The following is a 17972-nucleotide window of genomic DNA, read 5'->3' as shown; positions in this document are numbered from 1 at the left end:
GGTCGCGGTAGGCCCGCATATGCGGCCACCCAGTGTTGAGCGGCACTCGGTGTTCCAGTGTTCCACATCTCGCGCGGGTCAGGCGGGACGGTGCACCACCAGCGGCAACACCACGGCCGCTCCGGCCTCCCGGAGCCGGGCCGCCGCGACGGTCACGGCCCAGCCCGTGCCGGACTCGTCGACCACGAGGAGCACCGATCGGCCGCGGACCGCCTCCGCGGCGGGAGCTGCGTCGATCGCGTCCAGCCAGTGCGCGGCCTCCTGCGCCCCGGAGGCGTCGCGCCCGGGCGCCGGGCCCCGCGGCACGGGCAGGGTCACGCGGTCCAGCCGGCCCACCTCGGCGATCCGGTCGGCGACCGGCTCGACGGGGGCCGGGCGGTCGGTCAGCTGCAGGGAGGCGACGATCTCGGGCCGAGCGCGCCACTGGTCGCGCCACCGCGAGAGCGCCGCGACGGCGGCGCCGGCGAGGTCGGCGATCGCCTGGGAATCGCCGGAGCGCGCCGCCCCGACGGTGCCCGTCCACTCCGGGGCGTCCGCGAAGACCAGCACCCGGCCGGGCTCGGCCGCGAGGTCGGGCTGGATCCGGCCCTTGCGGCCCGCGACGCCGCCCGGCCACATCTTGCGCGGCTCGAGCATCTGACTCTGGGAGCGCAGCGCCCCCGCGACCGCCCGCGCGGTGTCCGGCGGGACGGGCTCGCCCAGACCGTCGGGGACGTGCCCGAGGCAGACCGAGCAGCGGCCGCAGGGCGCGGCCTCGGGATCGTCGAGCGATTCGGTGAGCAGCTGCATCAGGCAGCGCTCGCCGCGCGTGTAGGCCCGCATGATGTCCGCCTCTCGGCGGCGGGTGGCGACGATCCCGTCGTAGTGGGCGCCGTCGTAGTGCCAGGGCGCGCCGGTGGCGCGGTAGCCGCCCTCCACCCGCTCCACAGCGCCGTCGACCGCGAGCTGCTTGAGCATGAGGTCGATCCTGGTGCGCCGGATGCCGGTCGAGGCCTCGAGCGCGATGGCGGACTGCCCGCCCCCCGTCTCGTCGTCGGCGAAGGCCGCGAGCACGCGGTCCATCTGCTGCGGATCGGGAATGGTCGCGGTGGCGAAGTAGTCCCAGACGCCCGCGTCGGACTCCGACGGGAGCAGCGCGACGACGGCGTGGTCGATGGCGCGGCCGGCACGGCCGACCTGCTGGTAGTACGAGACCGGCGAGGGCGGCGAGCCGACGTGCACGACGAAGCCCAGGTCCGGCTTGTCGAAGCCCATACCGAGCGCCGAGGTGGCGACGAGCGCCTTGATCTCGTTCGCGCGCAGCGCATCCTCGAGGCGGGCGCGGGTGTCCGGGTCGAGCTTGCCGGTGTACGCGGCCACCGGGTACCCGGGGCCGTGCACCGCGCGGATGCCGTCGACGAGCCGTTCCGCGTCGGCCACCGTCAGCGCGTAGACGATGCCCGAGCCGGGCAGGTCCGGCAGGTGCCGGGCGACCCACGCGTACCGGGTGATCGGCGCCAGCGCCGGCAGGACGTTGAGCTGCAGCGACCGGCGCGCGAGCGGCCCGCGGAGCACCAGCGTGGCGTCGCCGAGCTGGGCTGCCACGTCCTCGGTGACGCGGGCGTTGGCGGTGGCGGTGGTGGCCAGCACCGGGGTCTGCGGGTGCAGCCGGGTGAGGACGTCGGACACGCGGCGGTAGTCCGGCCGGAAGTCGTGGCCCCAGTCCGAGACCGCGTGCGCCTCGTCGATCACGAGCAGGCCGAGCGAGCCCTCGAGAGCGTCGAGCACACGCCGCCCGAAGGACGGGTTCGCGAGTCGTTCCGGCGAGACGAGCAGCACGTCGATCTCGCCGGCGGCGAGCGCCGCCTCGATCGTGTTCCACTCCTCGAAGTTGGACGAATTCAGGGTGGCTGCGCGCAGGCCGGCGCGTTCGGCGGCGGCGACCTGGTCGCGCATGAGCGAGAGCAGCGGCGAGACGATCAGCGCGGGGCCGGCCCCCTCGGCCCGGCGCAACGCGGTGGCCACCCAGTACACGGCGGACTTTCCCCAGCCCGTGGCCTGCACCACGAGAACGCGCGCCGCGGGCTCGAGCAGCGCGGCGACCGCCGTCTCCTGGTCGTCCCGCAGCGCGGCGCCGGGCCCGGCGAGGGCCTCGATCACCCGCCGGGCGCGCTCCGCCCGTTCTCCCGTGAGCATTCGTTCCGTCATCGCCGCGACTCCCCTGATCGGTTGCACCCCGAGGCTAGACGGACCCACCGACACGCGCCGCCGCGGCGGTCCCGCAGCGACGCGATCGGCCTATTCGCCCTCCGGGGCCGCTCCGCGGTCGCCGGAGGCGCGCTCCCGTGCCTCCAGCTCCTCCATGAGGATCGGCGCGCCGACGTTGATCGAGTGCACGCCCACCGTGGTCGCGAGCTTGAGCACCTCGAGGATCTCGCGCGGCTCGACGCCCAGGTCGAGCGCCGCCCGCATGTGCCGGCGGACGCCGGGCGCGTAGAGATGCGTGCAGGCGGCGTCGACCGCGATGCACAACAGCTCCACCACCTGCGGGGTGAGGACCCCGCCCCGGTAGGTGCTCATCGTGGTCCGCATGAAGGACTCCGTCCACTCCGGGTCGAGCTCGGCGACGCCGTCCCACATCGGATTCCAGTGACCGGCGTCGCGCATGGCGCCGACCACCGACTCCGTCACGACCGGCTCCCGGCGGCGACGAGCTCCGCGACCAGCTCGTCGATCAGCGGCCACTCGCCGTACCCCGACGCCGGGTTGAGGTGCCCGGCGTCGCCGAGGTCGACGAGCCTGCTCCCCCACGCCTCGGCCAGCCCGGCGGTCACTCGGTACCGCGCCAGCGGGTCGGTCCGGCTGGCGGCGACGACCGACGGGAAGGGCAAGCGCCGCCGCGGGATCGGCTCCCAGCCGGCCGCGGACAGCTCCGCGGGCCGCGGGTGCGGTTCCGGCCAGTCGACCCCGAAGTCGGGGGGCGTCGCGAGCACCGCGCCCACCACCCGGCCGAGCTCGGGCGCACCGTCGGGCAGGGAGCGGATCCACCGCACCGCGGCGAGCACGCCGGCGCTGTGCGCCACCAGGACGACCGGGCCGTCGACCGCGGCGACGGTCTCCCCCAGCAGCCGGGTCCGCTCGTCGATCGAGTGCCAGTCCGCCTCGGCCGGGAAGGGCACCGTGACGGCGCCGTCGGTCCGGGCGGCGTACAGCTCCTGCCAGTGCGACGGTGCGCTCCCCCGCAGGCCCGGAACGATCACGGGCACGGGCCCGATCACCGCGCCGGCTCCGCGTTCAGGGCCTGCAGCTTCGCGAGCCCGCGCGGGTGCAGCCGTTTGCCGAAGACCATGAACAGCACCGCGGGGACGTAGACGAGCGGGGCCAGCTGCAGCGCGCCCTGAAGGCCCATCCGGTCGGCGAGCGCGCCGATGAGGATGGGCGCGAGCGCGAGCCCGAGCAGGTTGTTCGCCAGCGTGAGCGTGCCCATGGCGGATGCCTGCACCGAGCGGTGCGTCAACGAGGCGACCATGGCGGCCGCCGTGCCGGAGCTGCCCGCGGCGAAGAACGCACCGATGCCGAGGAGCACGAGTTGCGCGGTGCCCGTGGGCATCCGGAAGGCGATCATGAGCGCAACGAAGGCGATGGTGCAGTAGGCGATGCCCGCCGTCCACTTCCGCGTACCGTCACTCAGGCTGTACCGGTCGGCGAGGAAGCCGCACACGATCATTCCGGAGCCCACCAGCAGCACGAACATCGCCGCCGCGCCACCCGCCTTGTCGACGGAGAGGTGGTAGGCCTCCTTGAAGTACGTGGGCAGCCAGGTCAGCATGACCGCGGCCATGAACATCTGCAGGCCGCTGCCGATGTAGGCGCACACGACGGGCGAGTTCGTGAACAGGCTCGACAGGGGGGCGCGGGCCACGCGGATGGGTTCCGCGTTCTCCCACGACGGTGCCGCGCCGGCCTCATCGACCTGGTTCCGCTTGACGCGGGCCTCGGTGACCACGACCTTGAACACGGCGACGAGCAGCAGGCCGAGCACGGCCATCGCGCCGAGGGACCAGCGCCAGCCGAAGTGGACGGCGATGAGGCCGCCGAGTCCGGTGCCGACCATGGTGCCGAAGGAGCCGCCGGCCATGAAGGACGCGGAGAGCGCGGCGTGCACGCGGGGCGCGAACAGGCTGAGCACCAACGCGATACCGACGCTGCCGTACGCGGCCTCGCCGACCCCCACCATGAAGCGGGCGGCGAGGAGCTGTTCGTAGTTCTGCGCGAACGCGCACGCCAGCGTGGCGACGGACCAGATCACGGCCATGAGGACGAGGCTGCGGACGCGGCCCCAGCGGTCGGCCAGGATCGACACGGGCAGCGTGAGCACGCCGACCATGAGCGCCACCACGGAGATGAGCGAGCCCTGCTGGGCCTTGTCGAGGTGCAGTTCCTGCCCCAGCGGGACGAAGACCGCGGCGAGCACCTGGCGGGACATGTAGTCGGACAGGAGCAGTGCGAATGCGAGCGCGAAGACCACCCACGGGTAGATCCGCCGACGGGACCGCGCGGGTCCCGTCGGCGTACCGTCGGAGTCCTCGATGTCACCCGAGCGGGTGGTCATGAGGGCCATTGTCATTCATCCGTTCAGGCGTGCTGCGTGAATCCGAGCTGACCGAGCTGCCGGTTCGGCGCGTAGCCCAGCTTGGCGAGGGTCTCGTCGACGGAGCCGTACTGCTCGCCGATGTGGTAGATGTCGCGGGCCTCCTTGCCGGTGGCGACGTCGCGACCGAGCTCGTGGCTGATCCGCACCAGCTGCTTGACCTGGTCGACGGACGTGATCTTCTCGCCGGGACGGCCCCAGATGGTGTCCTCGTTGCCGCACCGGGTGTGCAGACCCATCGCGATGGCCATGGTGTTCACGGGGAGCACCGAGCGCATCAGGGTCTCGAGGGTGAGGATCGCGCCGTCGGGGACGCGGTTGATGAAATTCATGATGTTGTACGGGTTCGGACCGTCGAAACCGCCGCCGATGCCGACCCAGGTGAGGTTGAGCGGGCCCATGTACTTGCCGCGGCGGATCAGGCGCTCCACGGTCTCCAGCTGCGGGATCGAGCTGAGCTGGAAGTGCGGCTGAATGCCGTTGGCGGTCAGGCGGCGCAGGTGCTCCTCGACCCACTCGGGTCCGGCGGGCACCGTCATCTCGCGGTACGTGTCGTACAGCTCGGGGCGCTGCATGGACGTGCCCTCGATGTCGCCCTCGGTCATCAGCTCCATGATGTTCATCTGGCTGGTGTTGATGGCGATGGTGACCTGGTCGGGCTTGGGGTCGAGCTCGGCCAGCATGTGCCGGGTGTCGTCGGAGAGCCACTTGGCGTCGGCGCCCTCGCCCTCGGGGGCGAAGGAGATCGAGCCGCCGACCTGCAGGATCATGTCCGGCACGGCCTCGCGCAGGCCGGAGAGCAGCTCGTTGAACTTGGACAGCCGCTTGGAGCCGTGGCCGTCCTCCTCGCGGACGTGGATGTGCAGGACCGTGGCGCCGGCCTCGTAGCAGTCGACGGCCTGCTGGACGTGCTGCTCCATGGTGAGCGGCAGGTCCTCGCGGAAGTCGTCGAGCTCCCACTCGGGGCCGTACGGCGCGACGGTGATGACCTGCTTCTCCTGAACCTCGGGGAACAGGGCGTCGTCGTGGAAATGCATGATGGTTCTCCTCGTGCGTGGTTGTGGGGCTGGGTGTCTCGGTGTGTGGGGGTCAGTACGGGCGGTCGCCGACGATGCCGGCGCGCTCCATCCGGCGCACGGCCGGCCAGTAGTCCTGGACGGCGTAGTGCTGGGTGCAGCGGTTGTCCCAGATCGCGAAGCTGTCCCGGGTCCAGCGCCAGCGCACCTGGAACTCGGGCACGGCGGCCTGGCGCTGCAGGTACTGCAGGAGCTCGCCCGCGCCGGGCGCGTAGTCGAAGCCGAAGCGGACGTTCGCGTCGTTGTGGAAGTTCGTGAAGTGCGTCGCGAAGGAATTGACGAACAGGATCTTCTCGCCGGTCTCCGGGTGCGTGCGCACGACGGGGTGCTCGGCGTCCGGGAACTTCGCGTGCAGGGCGTGCCGCTGCTCGATCGGCATGCGCGCCCCGAAGCTGGATTCGAGGGAATGCCGTGCGCGCAGGCCCTCGATCCGCTCCTTGACCTCCGCGGGGAGGGCGCTGTAGGCGGCCACCATGTCGACCCAGATGGTGTCGCCGCCCACCTCGGGCCCCTCGACGCAGCGCAGGACGGACCCGAAGGGCGGGCACTCGCGCCAGGTGGCGTCGCAGTGGAAGGAGTTCTCGTACGCCTCGCGGTCGCTGTCGAGGTCCTTGTAGATGCGGACCAGGCCGGGGTGCTCGGGGTCGCTGCCCAGCACGGGGTGATCCTCGAGGTCGCCGAAGCGCCGAGCGAGGGCGACGTGATCGGCGCGGCTGATCGGCTGATCGCGGAAGAACAGGACCTTGTGCTCGACGAGCAGGGCGCGCAGCTCGGCGAACCGGGCTTCGTCGTGCGCCACCTCGGCGAGGTCCACGTCGGTGACTTCGGCACCGATGTGGGCGGTGAGGCGCTGGGCGCGCATGGTTCCGGTGGTCCGGGGGGCGGAGGTGACGGTCATGGTGCTGCCTGGTTTCTCGTTCTCGGAGTTCGGGTTCAGGGGAGGAGGATCGACGATCCGGTGAGAGCTCCGGACTCGAGCTCCTTGTGCGCGCGGGCGGCGTCGGCCAGCGGGTAGGTCTGCCCCACCTGGATCGTGATGCGGCCGGCCGCGATGTGGCCGAACAGCTCGCCCGCGAGGTCGGCCCGCTCGGCGGGGTCGGCGATGTAGTCGGCGAGTCCGGGCCGGGTGACGAACAGCGAGCCCTTGATGGCGAGCTGCATCGGGTCGATCGGCGGGATCGGCCCGGACGACGTCCCGAAGCAGACGAGCAGGCCGCGCTTGGCGAGGCTGTTCAGAGACGCTTCGACGGTGGCCGCGCCGATGCTGTCCAGCACGACGGGGACGCCCGCCCCGCCGGTCAGCTCGCGGACGCGCTGCGCGGTGTCCTCGCGGCGGTAGTAGACGATGTGGTCCACGCCGTTCGCGCGGGCGACCTCGGCCTTCTCCTCGGTGGAGACGGTGCCGATCACGGTCAGGCCCAGCAGCTTCGCCCACTGCGCGACGATGAGCCCGACGCCGCCTGCGGCCGCGTGCAGCAGGATCGTGTCGCCCTCGCGGTACGGGTGGATGCGCCGCATCAGGTACGCCGCGGTGAGGCCGCGCATCGTGCAGGCGGCGGCGGTGGTGAAGTCCACGCCGTCGGGCAGGTGGATCAGGTGCCGGGCCGGGAGCACGAACTCGGTGCTGTACGCGCCGAGGGGGGTGCCGGTGTAGGTGTAGGTCACGCGGTCGCCGGGAGCGAAGTCCTCGACGCCCGGTCCCACCTCCTCCACGACGCCCGACGCCTCGACGCCCATGCCGTTCGGCAGGGGCACCGGGTACAGGCCGGTGCGGTAGTAGATGTCCGCGAAGTTCAGGCCGATGGCGTGGTGCCGCACGCGCACCTCGCCGACACCGGGTGCGCCCACCTCGACGTCGTCGAGCCGCAGCACGTCGGGTCCGCCGGTCTCGTGGAAGCGGATCGCGTTCGCCATGTCGTGGATTCCTCTCGCCGGAGCGGTTCTCGGGATGTGATGCAGATGACAGTACGAGCGAAGTTCGGCGTAAACTGTTCCCTACGGGACGGATGACTATTCACATCGGGACACGGAGGTGATGGTGGTCACAGCCAAGCGACCCCTGGCGCGCTACGCGTCGCTGGCCAACTTCTCCGAGCTCACGCGCACCCTGGGCGCCGACCCGCGCCTGCTGCTCCGCGCGAGCGGGCTGGACCCGAGCGGCGTCACGGTCCAGGACCGCTGGATCCCGGCGGACGCGGTGAACGACCTGCTCGAACGCACCGCGGCGGTCACCGGGCGGGACGACCTGGGGCTGCGCCTCGCGGAGCTTCGGCGGCTGTCGCACCTCGGCCCGCTCAGCCTGGTGCTGCGGGAGGAGCCGGACGTCCGCAGCGCGCTGCAGGTCCTGATCCGGCACGAACGGATGTACAACGAGGCCCTGCACACCCGGTTGTCCGTCGCCGACGGGATCGCCACCGTGCGCGTCGAACTCGACCTCGAGCGCCCCGCACCCGACCGGCAGGCCGTCGACCTCGCCGTCGGCGTGGTGTATGGCGTGCTGCGCGAGCTGCTCGGCCGGGACTGGACTCCCCTGTCGGTGTCCTTCGGCCATCCCCCGCCGGTGCGGGTCGAGACCGCGCGGCGGATGTTCGGCGGCGCCCTGCACTTCGATGCCGACCACAACGGGATCCGGCTTCCCGCGAGCGATCTCGACCGCGCGACCGCGACCTCGGACCCGCAGCTGCGCGAGTACACCCGCAGGCTCCTCGACGGCGGCGACGCCCGCGGACGGGACGCGACGGCCCGCATCCGCGAGCTCGTCGACCTGCTGCTCCCCACCGGGCGGTGTTCCGCCGAGCAGGTCGCGCGCAGCCTCGGGGTGGACCGGCGCACCGTCCACCGGCGGCTCGCGGCCGAGGACACGACCTTCACCGAGGTCGTCGACGACGCCCGCGCCGCGCTGGCCCGACACCTGGTCGCCGGACGCACCTACTCGTTCGCCGAGATCGCCGGCATCCTGGCCTTCTCCAGCCCGTCGAACTTCTCCCGCTGGTTCCGCGGCCGGTTCGACACCACGCCCCGGCAATGGCGCGCCGCCGCGGCGGGCGGCGACCGATGAACGACGTCTCCCAGCAGGTGCACAGACCGCCCGCAGGGTAGCTCCAGCGCGGCGACCGAGGGTTGCTGCCATGACAACCGAGACCGCACCCGACCGCACGGTCGAGACCGGAGCCGCGCTGCCCGGTCGCTCCGGGACCACCCCCGTCCTCGACATCGTGATCCCCGTCTACAACGAGGCCCACACGATCGCGCACTGCGTGGAGACGCTCCGCGAGTACCTCGACGCCGAGCTCGACATCCCGGCGCGGATCACCATCGCCGACAACGCCAGCACGGACGACACCCTGCGCGTGGCGCACTCGCTCGCCGCCGCGATCGACGGCGTGCGCGTCGTGCACCTCGACGCCAAGGGGCGCGGCCGCGCCCTGCGCCGGGTGTGGGCGGATTCCGATGCGCGCGTCCTCGTGTACATGGACGTGGACCTCTCGACCGACCTCAGGGCGCTGCATCCCTTGGTCGCCCCCCTGCTCTCCGGCCACAGCGATCTCGCGATCGGCACCCGCCTCGGACGGGGCGCGAACGTCGTGCGCGGGCCGAAGCGCGAGCTCATCTCCCGCGGCTACAACCTGCTGCTGCACACCACCCTGCGCGTGCGGTTCTCCGACGCGCAGTGCGGCTTCAAGGCCATCCGCACCGACGTCGCCGGCGCGCTGCTGCCCCTGGTCGAGGACGGCGAGTGGTTCTTCGACACCGAGCTGCTGGTGCTCGCCGAGCGCGCCGGCCTGCGGATCCACGAGGTCCCGGTCGATTGGACCGACGACCCCGACAGCCGGGTCGACATCGTCGACACCGTGAAGAAGGACCTCAAGGGCGTGATCCGGGTCGGGCGGGCACTGGGCCGGGGCGCTCTCCCCCTCGACGATGTGCGCCGCGCCCTCGGCCGCGAGGAACCGCAGCTGGCGGGCGTGCCGCGCAACATGGTGGGTCAGCTGGCCCGGTTCGCCGCGGTCGGCGTGGCGAGCACCGTCGCGTACGCGATCCTCTACCTGATGCTGCACCCGCTGATCGGGGCGCAGGGCGCGAACTTCGCGGCCCTGCTGATCACGGCGGTCGGCAACATCGCGGCCAACCGCTCCTTCACCTTCGGTGTGCGGGGCCGGGAGGGCGCGGCGCGGCACCACCTGCAGGGCCTGGCGGTCTTCCTGCTCACGTGGGCGCTCACCTCCGGCAGCCTCACGGTCCTCGCTCGTGTCGCCCCCGATGCCGGGCGCGGCGTGCAGCTCGCCGTGCTCGTGGTGGCGAACCTGGTCGCGACCGTGACGCGGTTCCTGGGCCTGCGCCTGATCTTCCGGTCGGCGACCTCGGCGAAGGCCGGGCTCCAGTGACCAAGAGCCGCGAGCGCATCGCGGTCGCCGTCCTCCTGGTGGGGACGGCGATCGCCTACCTGTGGTCGCTCGGCCGGGCGGGGTGGGCCAACGCCTTCTACTCGGCCGCCGTGCAGGCGGGCACCGTCAGCTGGAAGGCCATGTTCTTCGGCAGCTCGGACGGCGCGAACTCCATCACCGTCGACAAGCCGCCCGCCTCGCTGTGGGTGATGGAACTGTCCACCCGCCTGTTCGGCGTGAACTCCTGGGCGATGCTGGTTCCGCAGGCGCTGCTCGGCGTCGCGTCCGTCGCGCTCCTCTACGCGACGGTGCGCCGCCGCTCCGGCCCCGGCGCCGGCCTCCTCGCCGGCCTCCTGCTCGCCGTCACGCCGGTGGCGGCCATGATGTTCCGGTTCAACAACCCGGACGCCCTGCTCGTGCTGCTCATGATCGCCGCGACCTGGGCGATGCTGCGCGCCGTCGAGGACGGCCGGTGGCGGTGGCTCATCGCGTGCGGCGCCTTCGTGGGCCTGGGCTTCCTCACCAAGCAGCTCGCCGTGATGCTCATCGTGCCAGGGCTGGCGCTGACCTACCTGGTCGCCGGGCCACCGAAACTCGGCAAGCGCGTCGCGCAGCTGTTCGCCGCGGGCGCCGCGATGGTCGTCGCCGCCGGGTGGTGGCTGCTGACCGTCGAGCTGTGGCCCGCCTCGTCCCGGCCGTGGATCGGCGGCTCGCAGAACAACTCGATCCTCGAGCTCACGCTCGGCTACAACGGCCTCGGCCGGCTCAACGGGAACGAGAAGGGCAGCGTCGGGCCGGGCCGTGGCGGCATGGAGATGCCCGCGGGCTTCGAGCTCCCCGCCGGCATGGAGATGCCCGGGCACCGCGGAGGCGGGATGTTCGGCGACGCCGGCGTCCTGCGCATGTTCCAGCCCGAGCAGGCCGGACAGATCGCCTGGCTGCTCCCCGCGGCGTTGATCGCGATCGTCCTGGTGCTCGTCCTGCGCGGTCGTTCCCCGCGCACGGACGGTGATCGCGCCGCCGTGATCGCCTGGGGCGGATGGCTGCTCGTCACAGGGATCACGTTCAGCTTCATGGCGGGCATCTTCCACGCCTACTACACCGTGGCCCTGGCGCCCGCGATCGCGGCGCTGGTCGCGATCGGAGTGGCCGTGGGCTGGCGGGAGCGTGACCGGGCCTGGGTCCGCACGGTCGCGGCCCTCGCCGTCGCCGCGACGGGCGCGACGGCCTGGTACATCCTGGACCAGACACCGGAATGGAATCCGTGGCTGCGCTGGGCGATCGCCGTGGCGGCGGTCGCCTCGACGGTGGCGATCCTCGCGACCCTGCTCCCCGCGGTCGCGCGCACCCGGCGCCTCGCCGGGGCGATCGCCGCGACGGCCCTGTTCACCGCGCTCGCCGGTCAGGTGGCCTTCACCGTCGAGACCATCGCGACGCCGCGGCAGGGCGCCATCGTCTCGGCGGGCCCCTCGAGCGGGCACGGCTTCGGACCGGGCGGGGCCAAGGGCCGGATGGAGCGGCCCATCGGTGTCGGCGGTACGGCCGGCGGCACGCGGCCCGACGGTGCCCGCACCGGTGGGCCGGGCGGGGACGAGCGGGGCGGCGGACCGTCGTTCCTGATGGGCAGTACGGCCGGCCCCGAGGTGACCGCGCTCCTGCTCGCCGACGCGGACCGCTACACGTGGGTCGCGGCGACGATCGGCGCGAACGCCGCGGCGGGCTACCAGCTCGCCACGGAGAAGCCGGTGATGCCCATCGGCGGCTTCAACGGCACCGATCCCTCCCCCACGCTCGCGCAGTTCCAGGACTACGTGCGGGACGGCAGGATCCACTACTTCCTGGCCGAGTCCGGTGGCGGCTTCGGCGGCTTCGGCGGATCCGGGACGGCGGCCGAGATCCGGTCGTGGGTGGAGGCGACTTATCCGTCGCGGACCGTCGACGGGGTCACGGTCTACGACCTCACCGCGCCGAAGGCGTGATCAGTCGCGGCGCCCGGCCCAGCTGTCGGGCCGGGTGCCGTCGACGTCGGTGATCCCGTAGGCGGCGGCGAGCTCCGCGGAGCTGACGGACCGCTGGTTCCATCGATCCCGGCCGGGATCCGCCGCGAGCGCGGCGATCCCGCGGCCGACGAAGCGGGGCGACTCGGAGAATCCGAAGGCCGGCGGCGCGGTGGGTCGGCCCGGACGCTCCGCGAGGGCGGTCCGCCAGTCCTCCTCGGTGACCCCGTAGGCGTCGAGCATCATCTCGGAGCGCAGCCATCCCGGGGTCACTGCGACCGCGGCCGCGCCGTACTCGGCGAGCTCGTGCCCCTGGGAGAAGGCGAGCCTGTTCACCGACGCCTTGGCGAGGTCGTAGAAGACCGAGATCCGGTACGTGTCGGCGTTGAAATCAGCGGTCCCGTCGGTGATCTCCACGAGCGATCCGCCGGGGCGCTCGATGAGGAGCGGTGTCAGGAAGTGGGCGGTCACGATGTGCGTCTCGACGGCGAGGCGGAGCAGGCGCAGCCCGGCATCGAGGTCCTGTCGCCACAGCGGCGTGTTCCACGTCGGCGGCGGCCCCTTGAGCAGCTCGCCGCCCCAGATGTCGTTGACCAGCGCGTCGATCCGCCCGTACTCGGCACGCAGGCGGTCCGCGAGGCGGGAGACCTGCTCGTGATCGAGATGGTCGACCTGTACCGCGACGCCGGTGCCGCCGAGCGCGTCCACGAGCTCGGCCGTCTCCTCGATCGTCTCCCGCCGCGGGTAGTCGGAGGTGATCGACGGGTCGCCGTCGCGGCTGCTGCGGCCGGTGCACACGACGGTCGCGCCCCGTTCCGCGAGGCCTGCGGCGATGCCGCGGCCGGCGCCGCGCGTCGCCCCGGCGACGACCGCCACGCGGCCTCGCAGGTCCTTCCCGACCGGGTCCACCTCTCCTGTCTACCCGCTCGACCGCGCAGCAGGCCGGGAACAGGCGTCAGAAGAGGCGTTCGTCCGGGTCGACGTCGGCGCGGACCTCGATGCCCGTGGCGAGTGCCCCCGCCGGAGGCTCCAGGCCGAGATGGTGCCAGGCGGCCATCGTCGCGACGCGGCCGCGCGGGGTGCGGGCCAGCATGCCGGCGCGCACGAGGAAGGGCTCGCACACCTCCTCGACGGTGCCGGGCTCCTCGCCGACGGCCACGGCCAGCGTCGAGACACCCACGGGCCCACCCCCGAAGCTGCGGATCAGTGCGCCGAGCACGGCGCGGTCGAGGCGGTCGAGGCCGAGCTCGTCGACGTCGTAGACCTTGAGCGCCCCGCGTGCGACGTCGACGGTGACCGTCCCGTCGGCACGGACGTCGGCGAAGTCGCGGACGCGGCGGAGCAGACGGTTGGCGATGCGGGGCGTACCGCGGCTGCGGCTGCCGATCTCCGCGGCGGCCTCCCGGTCGATGGTGATGCCGAGGATCTTCGCGCTGCGCTCGATGACCTGGACCAGATCGGCCGTCTCGTAGAAGTCCATGTGGGCGGTGAAGCCGAACCGGTCGCGCAGCGGGCCCGTGAGCGCGCCGGACCGGGTGGTGGCCCCGACCAGCGTGAACGGCGCCACGTCGAGCGGAATGGAGGTAGCGCCGGGCCCCTTGCCGACCACCACGTCGACCCGGAAGTCCTCCATCGCGAGGTAGAGCATCTCCTCGGCGGGGCGGGCCATGCGGTGGATCTCGTCGATGAACAGCACGTCGCCCTCGACGAGGTTCGACAGCATCGCCGCGAGGTCGCCGGCGCGCTCGAGCGCGGGGCCGGACGTGACCCGCAGCGCCGTACCCAGCTCGCCCGCGATGATCATCGCGAGGCTGGTCTTGCCCAGGCCGGGCGGGCCGGAGAGCAGGATGTGGTCGGGGGTGCCGCCGCGGAGCTTCGCGCCGTGCAGGACCAGCTGCAGCTGCTCGCGGACCTTGGGCTGCCCGATGAACTCGTCGAGCGACTTCGGGCGCAGCGACTCGGTGTCGTCGCCCGTGAGCGCCGCCGGGCCCATGATGCCCTCGGCCTCGTCGAACTCGCTGCCCACCTCGTCGTCGTAGTGCATCTACCCGCGTCCCAGGGACTTCAGGGCGTCGCGCAGCAGTTCGGAGACGGACTTGTCGGGCCCGGCCTCCACGGCCGCGGCGACCGCCGGTTCGGCTTGCTTCGCAGTGAACCCCAGGCCCTCCAGGGCGTCGAGGAGCTGCTGGGAGACGCCGCCCGCCGGCACCGTCGCCCCGGTGGCGCCGCCGCCGTCGGACGGCGCGGCCGAGACCTTGTCCTTGAGCTCGACGTGGATGCGCTCGGCGACCCGCTTGCCGATCCCGGGGATCAGGCACAGCGTCTTGAGGTCGCCCGCCGCGATCGCGGTCTGCATCTGCGCGGGATCGAGGACCGCGATGGCCGCCATGGCGAGCCGGGGCCCCACGCCCTGCACCGTCTGCACCAGGTGGAACAGCTCCTGCTGAGGTCCATCGGTGAAGCCGTAGAGGGTCTGCGAGTCCTCGCGCACGACCATCGACGTGAGCAGGAAGCCCTCGTTGCCCCGGGTGAGCGCACCCGCGGTGTTCGGCGCGACGAGGACCTTGTAGCCCACGCCGCCGCACTCGATCACCACGTGATCCAGACCGATGTGCCGTACCTCGCCGCGCAGCGACGCGATCATCGCACTCCCCCCGTCACCTTCTTCGCCGCGCGGCGCTGCGCCGCGAGCCGTTGCTCGAAGACCTTCTTCTGTTCCGCCGCACGACGTTCCGCCTCGGCCATCCGCGCGATCATCGGCGCCCGCCAACTGTGGCAGACGGCGAGGGCGAGGGCGTCCGCGGCGTCCGCGGGCTCCGGCGCCTTCTGCAGCCCGAGGATCCGGGTGATCATCGCCGTCACCTGGGCCTTGCCCGCGTTGCCGTTGCCCGTGACGGCCGCCTTCACCTCCGACGGGGTGTGGAAGTGCACGTCGATGCCGCGGCGCGCGGCGGCGAGCGCGACGACGCCTCCCGCCTGCGCGGTGCCCATCGCCGTGGAGACGTTGTGCTGCGCGAAGACCCGCTCGACCGCGATCACGTCGGGTTCGTGGGTGTCCATCCAGAACTCCGCCGCGGTCCACACCGCCAGCAGCCGCTCCGCGAGCGGCATCGTCGCGGGCGTGCGGACGACGTCGACGTCGAGCGCCGTGACCTTGCGGCCCGCGCCGGTCTCGACCACCGACAGGCCGCAGCGCGTGAGCCCGGGGTCCACCCCCATCACCCGCATCGCCGTACCTCCGCGCACCGTCGAACAGTCAAACCTTTGTTCGAGAGCATACCCGCCCGCCCGATGCCGGGAGGCAGCGACGCGCCCGCTACTCGCAGATGACGGTGGGCACCGGGTCGTACTTGACGGTGCGGGTGTGTCGGGAGATGACGTTGCCGCTCCGGGCGTCGGTGATCGTGCGGGTGTTGCTGGTGGTGAAGCCGGGCTGCCCGGTGCTGGCGACGCAGTGCGGGCCCTTCGCGAGCCGGATGGTCGACGGCTGCGTCGGCAGGCTGCGGGATCCGGTGCTCGACGACACCTCGCGGGTCTTGGTGCTCCACATCCGCACCGACACCGACGACGAGCCCGCGCTGGATTCGATCACGATGCCGTAGGGGGTGTCGTTGCGGAACTGCAGGTCGATCGCGCCCTCGAAGACGGTGGCCTCGCGCGCCTCGGGGTACCGCGAGATGTAGTAGCTGTGCTCGGTGTGGCCCGCGTCCTCGAGGCCGGCGAAGTAGGCCGCGTTGTACAGCGTGGTGGCGAACTGCGAGATGCCGCCGCCGACGGCTTTGTCGGGGCGGCCGTTGTTGATGATGCCGGACTCGACGTAGCCCTGCGCGGTGCCGCGGGGACCGGTGTAGCCGTTGAGGGAGAAGGTCTCGCCGGGCAGCACCACGGCGCCGTTCACCTGCTGCGCGACGCGGCGGATGTTCACTCCCGAGGCGTCGCTGAAGCCGCCGGTGGAGAACTCGCTGACCACCTCGCGCACGCCGAGTTCCTTGGCCTTCGCGGTCGAGACCTTGGGCTCGACGGCCTTGAACTGCGCGGTCGCGGTGCGGCCCTGGGTGGACTGCTCGGTGACGGCCTTGGTGACGGCGTCGATCGTCGGGTCCCACACGACCTCGCGGCCCGGGACGGCCTCGGTCACCGTCGGGGTGCCGCCCGAGAGGTCGAAGCTCGCGTCCTTGGGCTTGGCGACGGCGGATTCGAGCCGCGTGCCGAGGACTTTCTTCGCGGCCTCCCGGTCGACCTTGGGCGCGAGGTTGCCGGCACCGTCGGGCTGGAAGGACAGGAACGTGCCGATGTCGGCCCCGGAGACGCGGCCGACGGTGCCAGCGGCCACCTGTCCCGCGGCGTCGCGCCGCAGGACGACGTCGGAGGCGACCGCCTGTGCGGCGGCCCCGGTGGCGACGGAGCGCACCACGTCCGCGGAGACGGTGGGCGTCACGGCCTGCGTGGGGACGGTGATGTCGGTGGAGTCGGGCCAGGCGGCGGCGACGGCTTCGGCCGCCTTGCCCAGGTCGATCCTGTCGCCGGCCTTGGGCTCGACGGCCACCGGCTTGCCGCCCCGGTAGATCACGGCGCCGTCGCCGGCCTCCGAGGTCAGGGCGCCGGCGGCCTTCGTGATCGCGGCGTCGAAGACCTGCCGGTTCAGCGTGGACGCGGGGTGCACGTGCCGGTCGCTGACCAGGCCGATCAGGTCGCGCAGCGGCGAGCGCTCGTCGATCGCGCGCTGCACGGTGCCCGGCACGTCCATGGTCAGCCCCAGCTGTGCGGGCTGGAGCCGGACCTCGCCCTTGGCGGTGCGGAGCGTGATCGGCTCCGCGTCCACCCGCTTGGCGGCGCCGTCGAGGCGGTGGGTCGCATCGTCGCGTCCCAGCGCGCCGAACTCCACGCCCACTGCGGTGGCCCCGTGGACGGTCTCGGCACGCCCCGACTCCCAGACGGCGGCACCGCCGGCCCCGAGCAGCAGGGCCGCCACCAGAGCCAGGGCCGGGGCGCGCCGCAGCGCTGTTCGGGTGGAAGTCACAACCTGAGAATATCCTGACGCATTATTACCGCACAGTAGGGGCGATGCGATACGGCAATCTCAGGGCACTCAGTCCTCGTCGAGCTCCGCGAGGACCTCGTCGGAGATGTCGACGTTGGTGTACACGTTCTGCACGTCGTCGCTGTCCTCCAGCGCGTCGACCAGCTTGAACACCTTGCGTGCACCGTCGGCGTCGACGGGGACCTCGACCGACGCGCGGAAGCCGGACTCCGCCGACTCGTAGTCGATGCCGGCCTCCTGCAGGGCGCTGCGGACCGCGACGAGGTCGGTGGGCTCGGAGATGATCTCGAACTGGTCGCCCAGGTCGCTGATCTCCTCGGCGCCCGCGTCGAGCACGGCCATGAGCACGTCGTCCTCGGCCTGGTCGTTCTTGTCCAGGGTGACGATGCCCTTGCGGGTGAACAGGTACGAGACCGAGCCCGGGTCGGCCATGTTGCCGCCGTTGCGGGTCATCGCCACGCGGACCTCACCGGCGGCGCGGTTGCGGTTGTCGGTGAGGCACTCGATCAGCACCGCCACGCCGTTGGGGCCGTAGCCCTCGTACATGATGGTCTGCCAGTCGGCGCCGCCGGCCTCTTCGCCACCGCCGCGCTTGCGGGCCCGCTCGATGTTGTCGTTGGGAACCGAGGTCTTCTTCGCCTTCTGGATGGCGTCGTAGAGCGTGGGGTTGCCGTCGGGATCGCTACCACCGGTCCGGGCGGCGACCTCGATGTTCTTGATCAGCTTGGCGAACAGCTTGCCGCGCTTGGCGTCGATCGCCGCCTTCTTGTGCTTGGTGGTGGCCCATTTGGAATGGCCGCTCATCGATCCCTCGATTCCGTTCGGGTGCGCTGCATCAACCCT

At 72.2% G+C, this 17972-nt stretch carries 16 protein-coding genes; 3 read left to right on the top strand and 13 right to left on the bottom strand.

Features of this window, described 5'->3' with window-relative positions; all coding sequences use genetic code 11:
- Window positions 1-78: 78 nt before the first annotated feature.
- The 7 genes from LB823_RS01495 to LB823_RS01465 form a co-directional block, all read right to left on the bottom strand.
- Complete coding sequence (locus tag LB823_RS01495) at window positions 79-2187, bottom strand: ATP-dependent DNA helicase RecQ (protein ID WP_224644988.1); 2109 nt, start codon at window positions 2185-2187, stop codon at window positions 79-81.
- Between the two features lie 90 nt (window positions 2188-2277).
- Window positions 2278-2646, bottom strand: coding sequence for a carboxymuconolactone decarboxylase family protein (locus LB823_RS01490; protein ID WP_224645191.1), 369 nt, complete (start codon window positions 2644-2646; stop codon window positions 2278-2280).
- Window positions 2647-2666: 20 nt separating this feature from the next.
- The gene (locus tag LB823_RS01485; RefSeq protein ID WP_224644987.1) at window positions 2667-3257 is read right to left on the bottom strand and encodes an alpha/beta hydrolase; all 591 of its coding nucleotides are present in this window, start codon (window positions 3255-3257) and stop codon (window positions 2667-2669) included.
- Window positions 3254-4600 carry an MFS transporter gene (locus LB823_RS01480; protein WP_374201260.1) on the bottom strand — a complete coding sequence of 449 codons (1347 nt, stop codon included), beginning with the start codon at window positions 4598-4600 and terminating at the stop codon, window positions 3254-3256. The genes LB823_RS01485 and LB823_RS01480 overlap by 4 nt, the downstream gene beginning before the upstream one ends.
- A gap of 14 nt (window positions 4601-4614) precedes the next feature.
- Window positions 4615-5667, bottom strand: a complete 1053-nt coding sequence (locus tag LB823_RS01475; RefSeq protein WP_224644985.1) for a 3-keto-5-aminohexanoate cleavage protein — start codon at window positions 5665-5667, stop codon at window positions 4615-4617.
- A 52-nt stretch (window positions 5668-5719) separates the two neighbouring features.
- Window positions 5720-6604 (bottom strand): TauD/TfdA family dioxygenase, encoded by an 885-nt coding sequence (locus LB823_RS01470; protein WP_224644984.1) that lies wholly within the window; start codon window positions 6602-6604, stop codon window positions 5720-5722.
- 35 nt (window positions 6605-6639) lie between these two features.
- Complete coding sequence (locus tag LB823_RS01465; RefSeq protein ID WP_224644983.1) at window positions 6640-7620, bottom strand: quinone oxidoreductase; 981 nt, start codon at window positions 7618-7620, stop codon at window positions 6640-6642.
- Between the two features lie 121 nt (window positions 7621-7741).
- Here LB823_RS01465 and LB823_RS01460 point away from each other — a divergent pair, with 121 nt between their 5' ends.
- From LB823_RS01460 to LB823_RS01450, 3 genes are all read left to right on the top strand, one after another.
- On the top strand, window positions 7742-8764 hold the full coding sequence (locus LB823_RS01460) for an AraC family transcriptional regulator (RefSeq protein ID WP_224644982.1): 1023 nt from the start codon (window positions 7742-7744) through the stop codon (window positions 8762-8764).
- A gap of 70 nt (window positions 8765-8834) precedes the next feature.
- Complete coding sequence (locus LB823_RS01455) at window positions 8835-10091, top strand: bifunctional glycosyltransferase family 2/GtrA family protein (RefSeq protein ID WP_224644981.1); 1257 nt, start codon at window positions 8835-8837, stop codon at window positions 10089-10091.
- Window positions 10088-12070, top strand: a complete 1983-nt coding sequence (locus tag LB823_RS01450; protein ID WP_224644980.1) for a glycosyltransferase family 39 protein — start codon at window positions 10088-10090, stop codon at window positions 12068-12070. The genes LB823_RS01455 and LB823_RS01450 overlap by 4 nt, the downstream gene beginning before the upstream one ends.
- Here LB823_RS01450 and LB823_RS01445 read toward each other — a convergent pair whose 3' ends face one another.
- From LB823_RS01445 to LB823_RS01420, 6 genes are all read right to left on the bottom strand, one after another.
- Entirely contained in the window at window positions 12071-12997 is a 927-nt protein-coding gene (locus tag LB823_RS01445) for an SDR family oxidoreductase (protein WP_224644979.1), read from the bottom strand.
- Between the two features lie 46 nt (window positions 12998-13043).
- Complete coding sequence (ruvB, locus tag LB823_RS01440; protein ID WP_224645190.1) at window positions 13044-14081, bottom strand: Holliday junction branch migration DNA helicase RuvB; 1038 nt, start codon at window positions 14079-14081, stop codon at window positions 13044-13046.
- 51 nt (window positions 14082-14132) lie between these two features.
- On the bottom strand, window positions 14133-14732 hold the full coding sequence (gene ruvA / locus LB823_RS01435; RefSeq protein WP_224644978.1) for a Holliday junction branch migration protein RuvA: 600 nt from the start codon (window positions 14730-14732) through the stop codon (window positions 14133-14135).
- Window positions 14729-15316, bottom strand: coding sequence for a crossover junction endodeoxyribonuclease RuvC (gene ruvC, locus LB823_RS01430; RefSeq protein ID WP_224645189.1), 588 nt, complete (start codon window positions 15314-15316; stop codon window positions 14729-14731). Before ruvC ends, ruvA begins: the two co-directional genes overlap by 4 nt.
- An 88-nt stretch (window positions 15317-15404) precedes the next feature.
- A complete protein-coding gene (locus LB823_RS01425) occupies window positions 15405-17108 on the bottom strand; it encodes a VanW family protein (RefSeq protein WP_224644977.1) in 1704 nt (567 codons plus the stop codon).
- A 69-nt stretch (window positions 17109-17177) separates the two neighbouring features.
- Window positions 17178-17933 carry a YebC/PmpR family DNA-binding transcriptional regulator gene (locus tag LB823_RS01420; RefSeq protein WP_224644976.1) on the bottom strand — a complete coding sequence of 252 codons (756 nt, stop codon included), beginning with the start codon at window positions 17931-17933 and terminating at the stop codon, window positions 17178-17180.
- Window positions 17934-17972: the final 39 nt, after the last annotated feature.

The organism is Tsukamurella sp. M9C (assembly GCF_020169415.1).
Classification (GTDB): domain Bacteria; phylum Actinomycetota; class Actinomycetes; order Mycobacteriales; family Mycobacteriaceae; genus Tsukamurella.
Note: the sequence above shows the minus strand (reverse complement) of the source record. Positions and strands in the feature narration are given on the sequence as shown.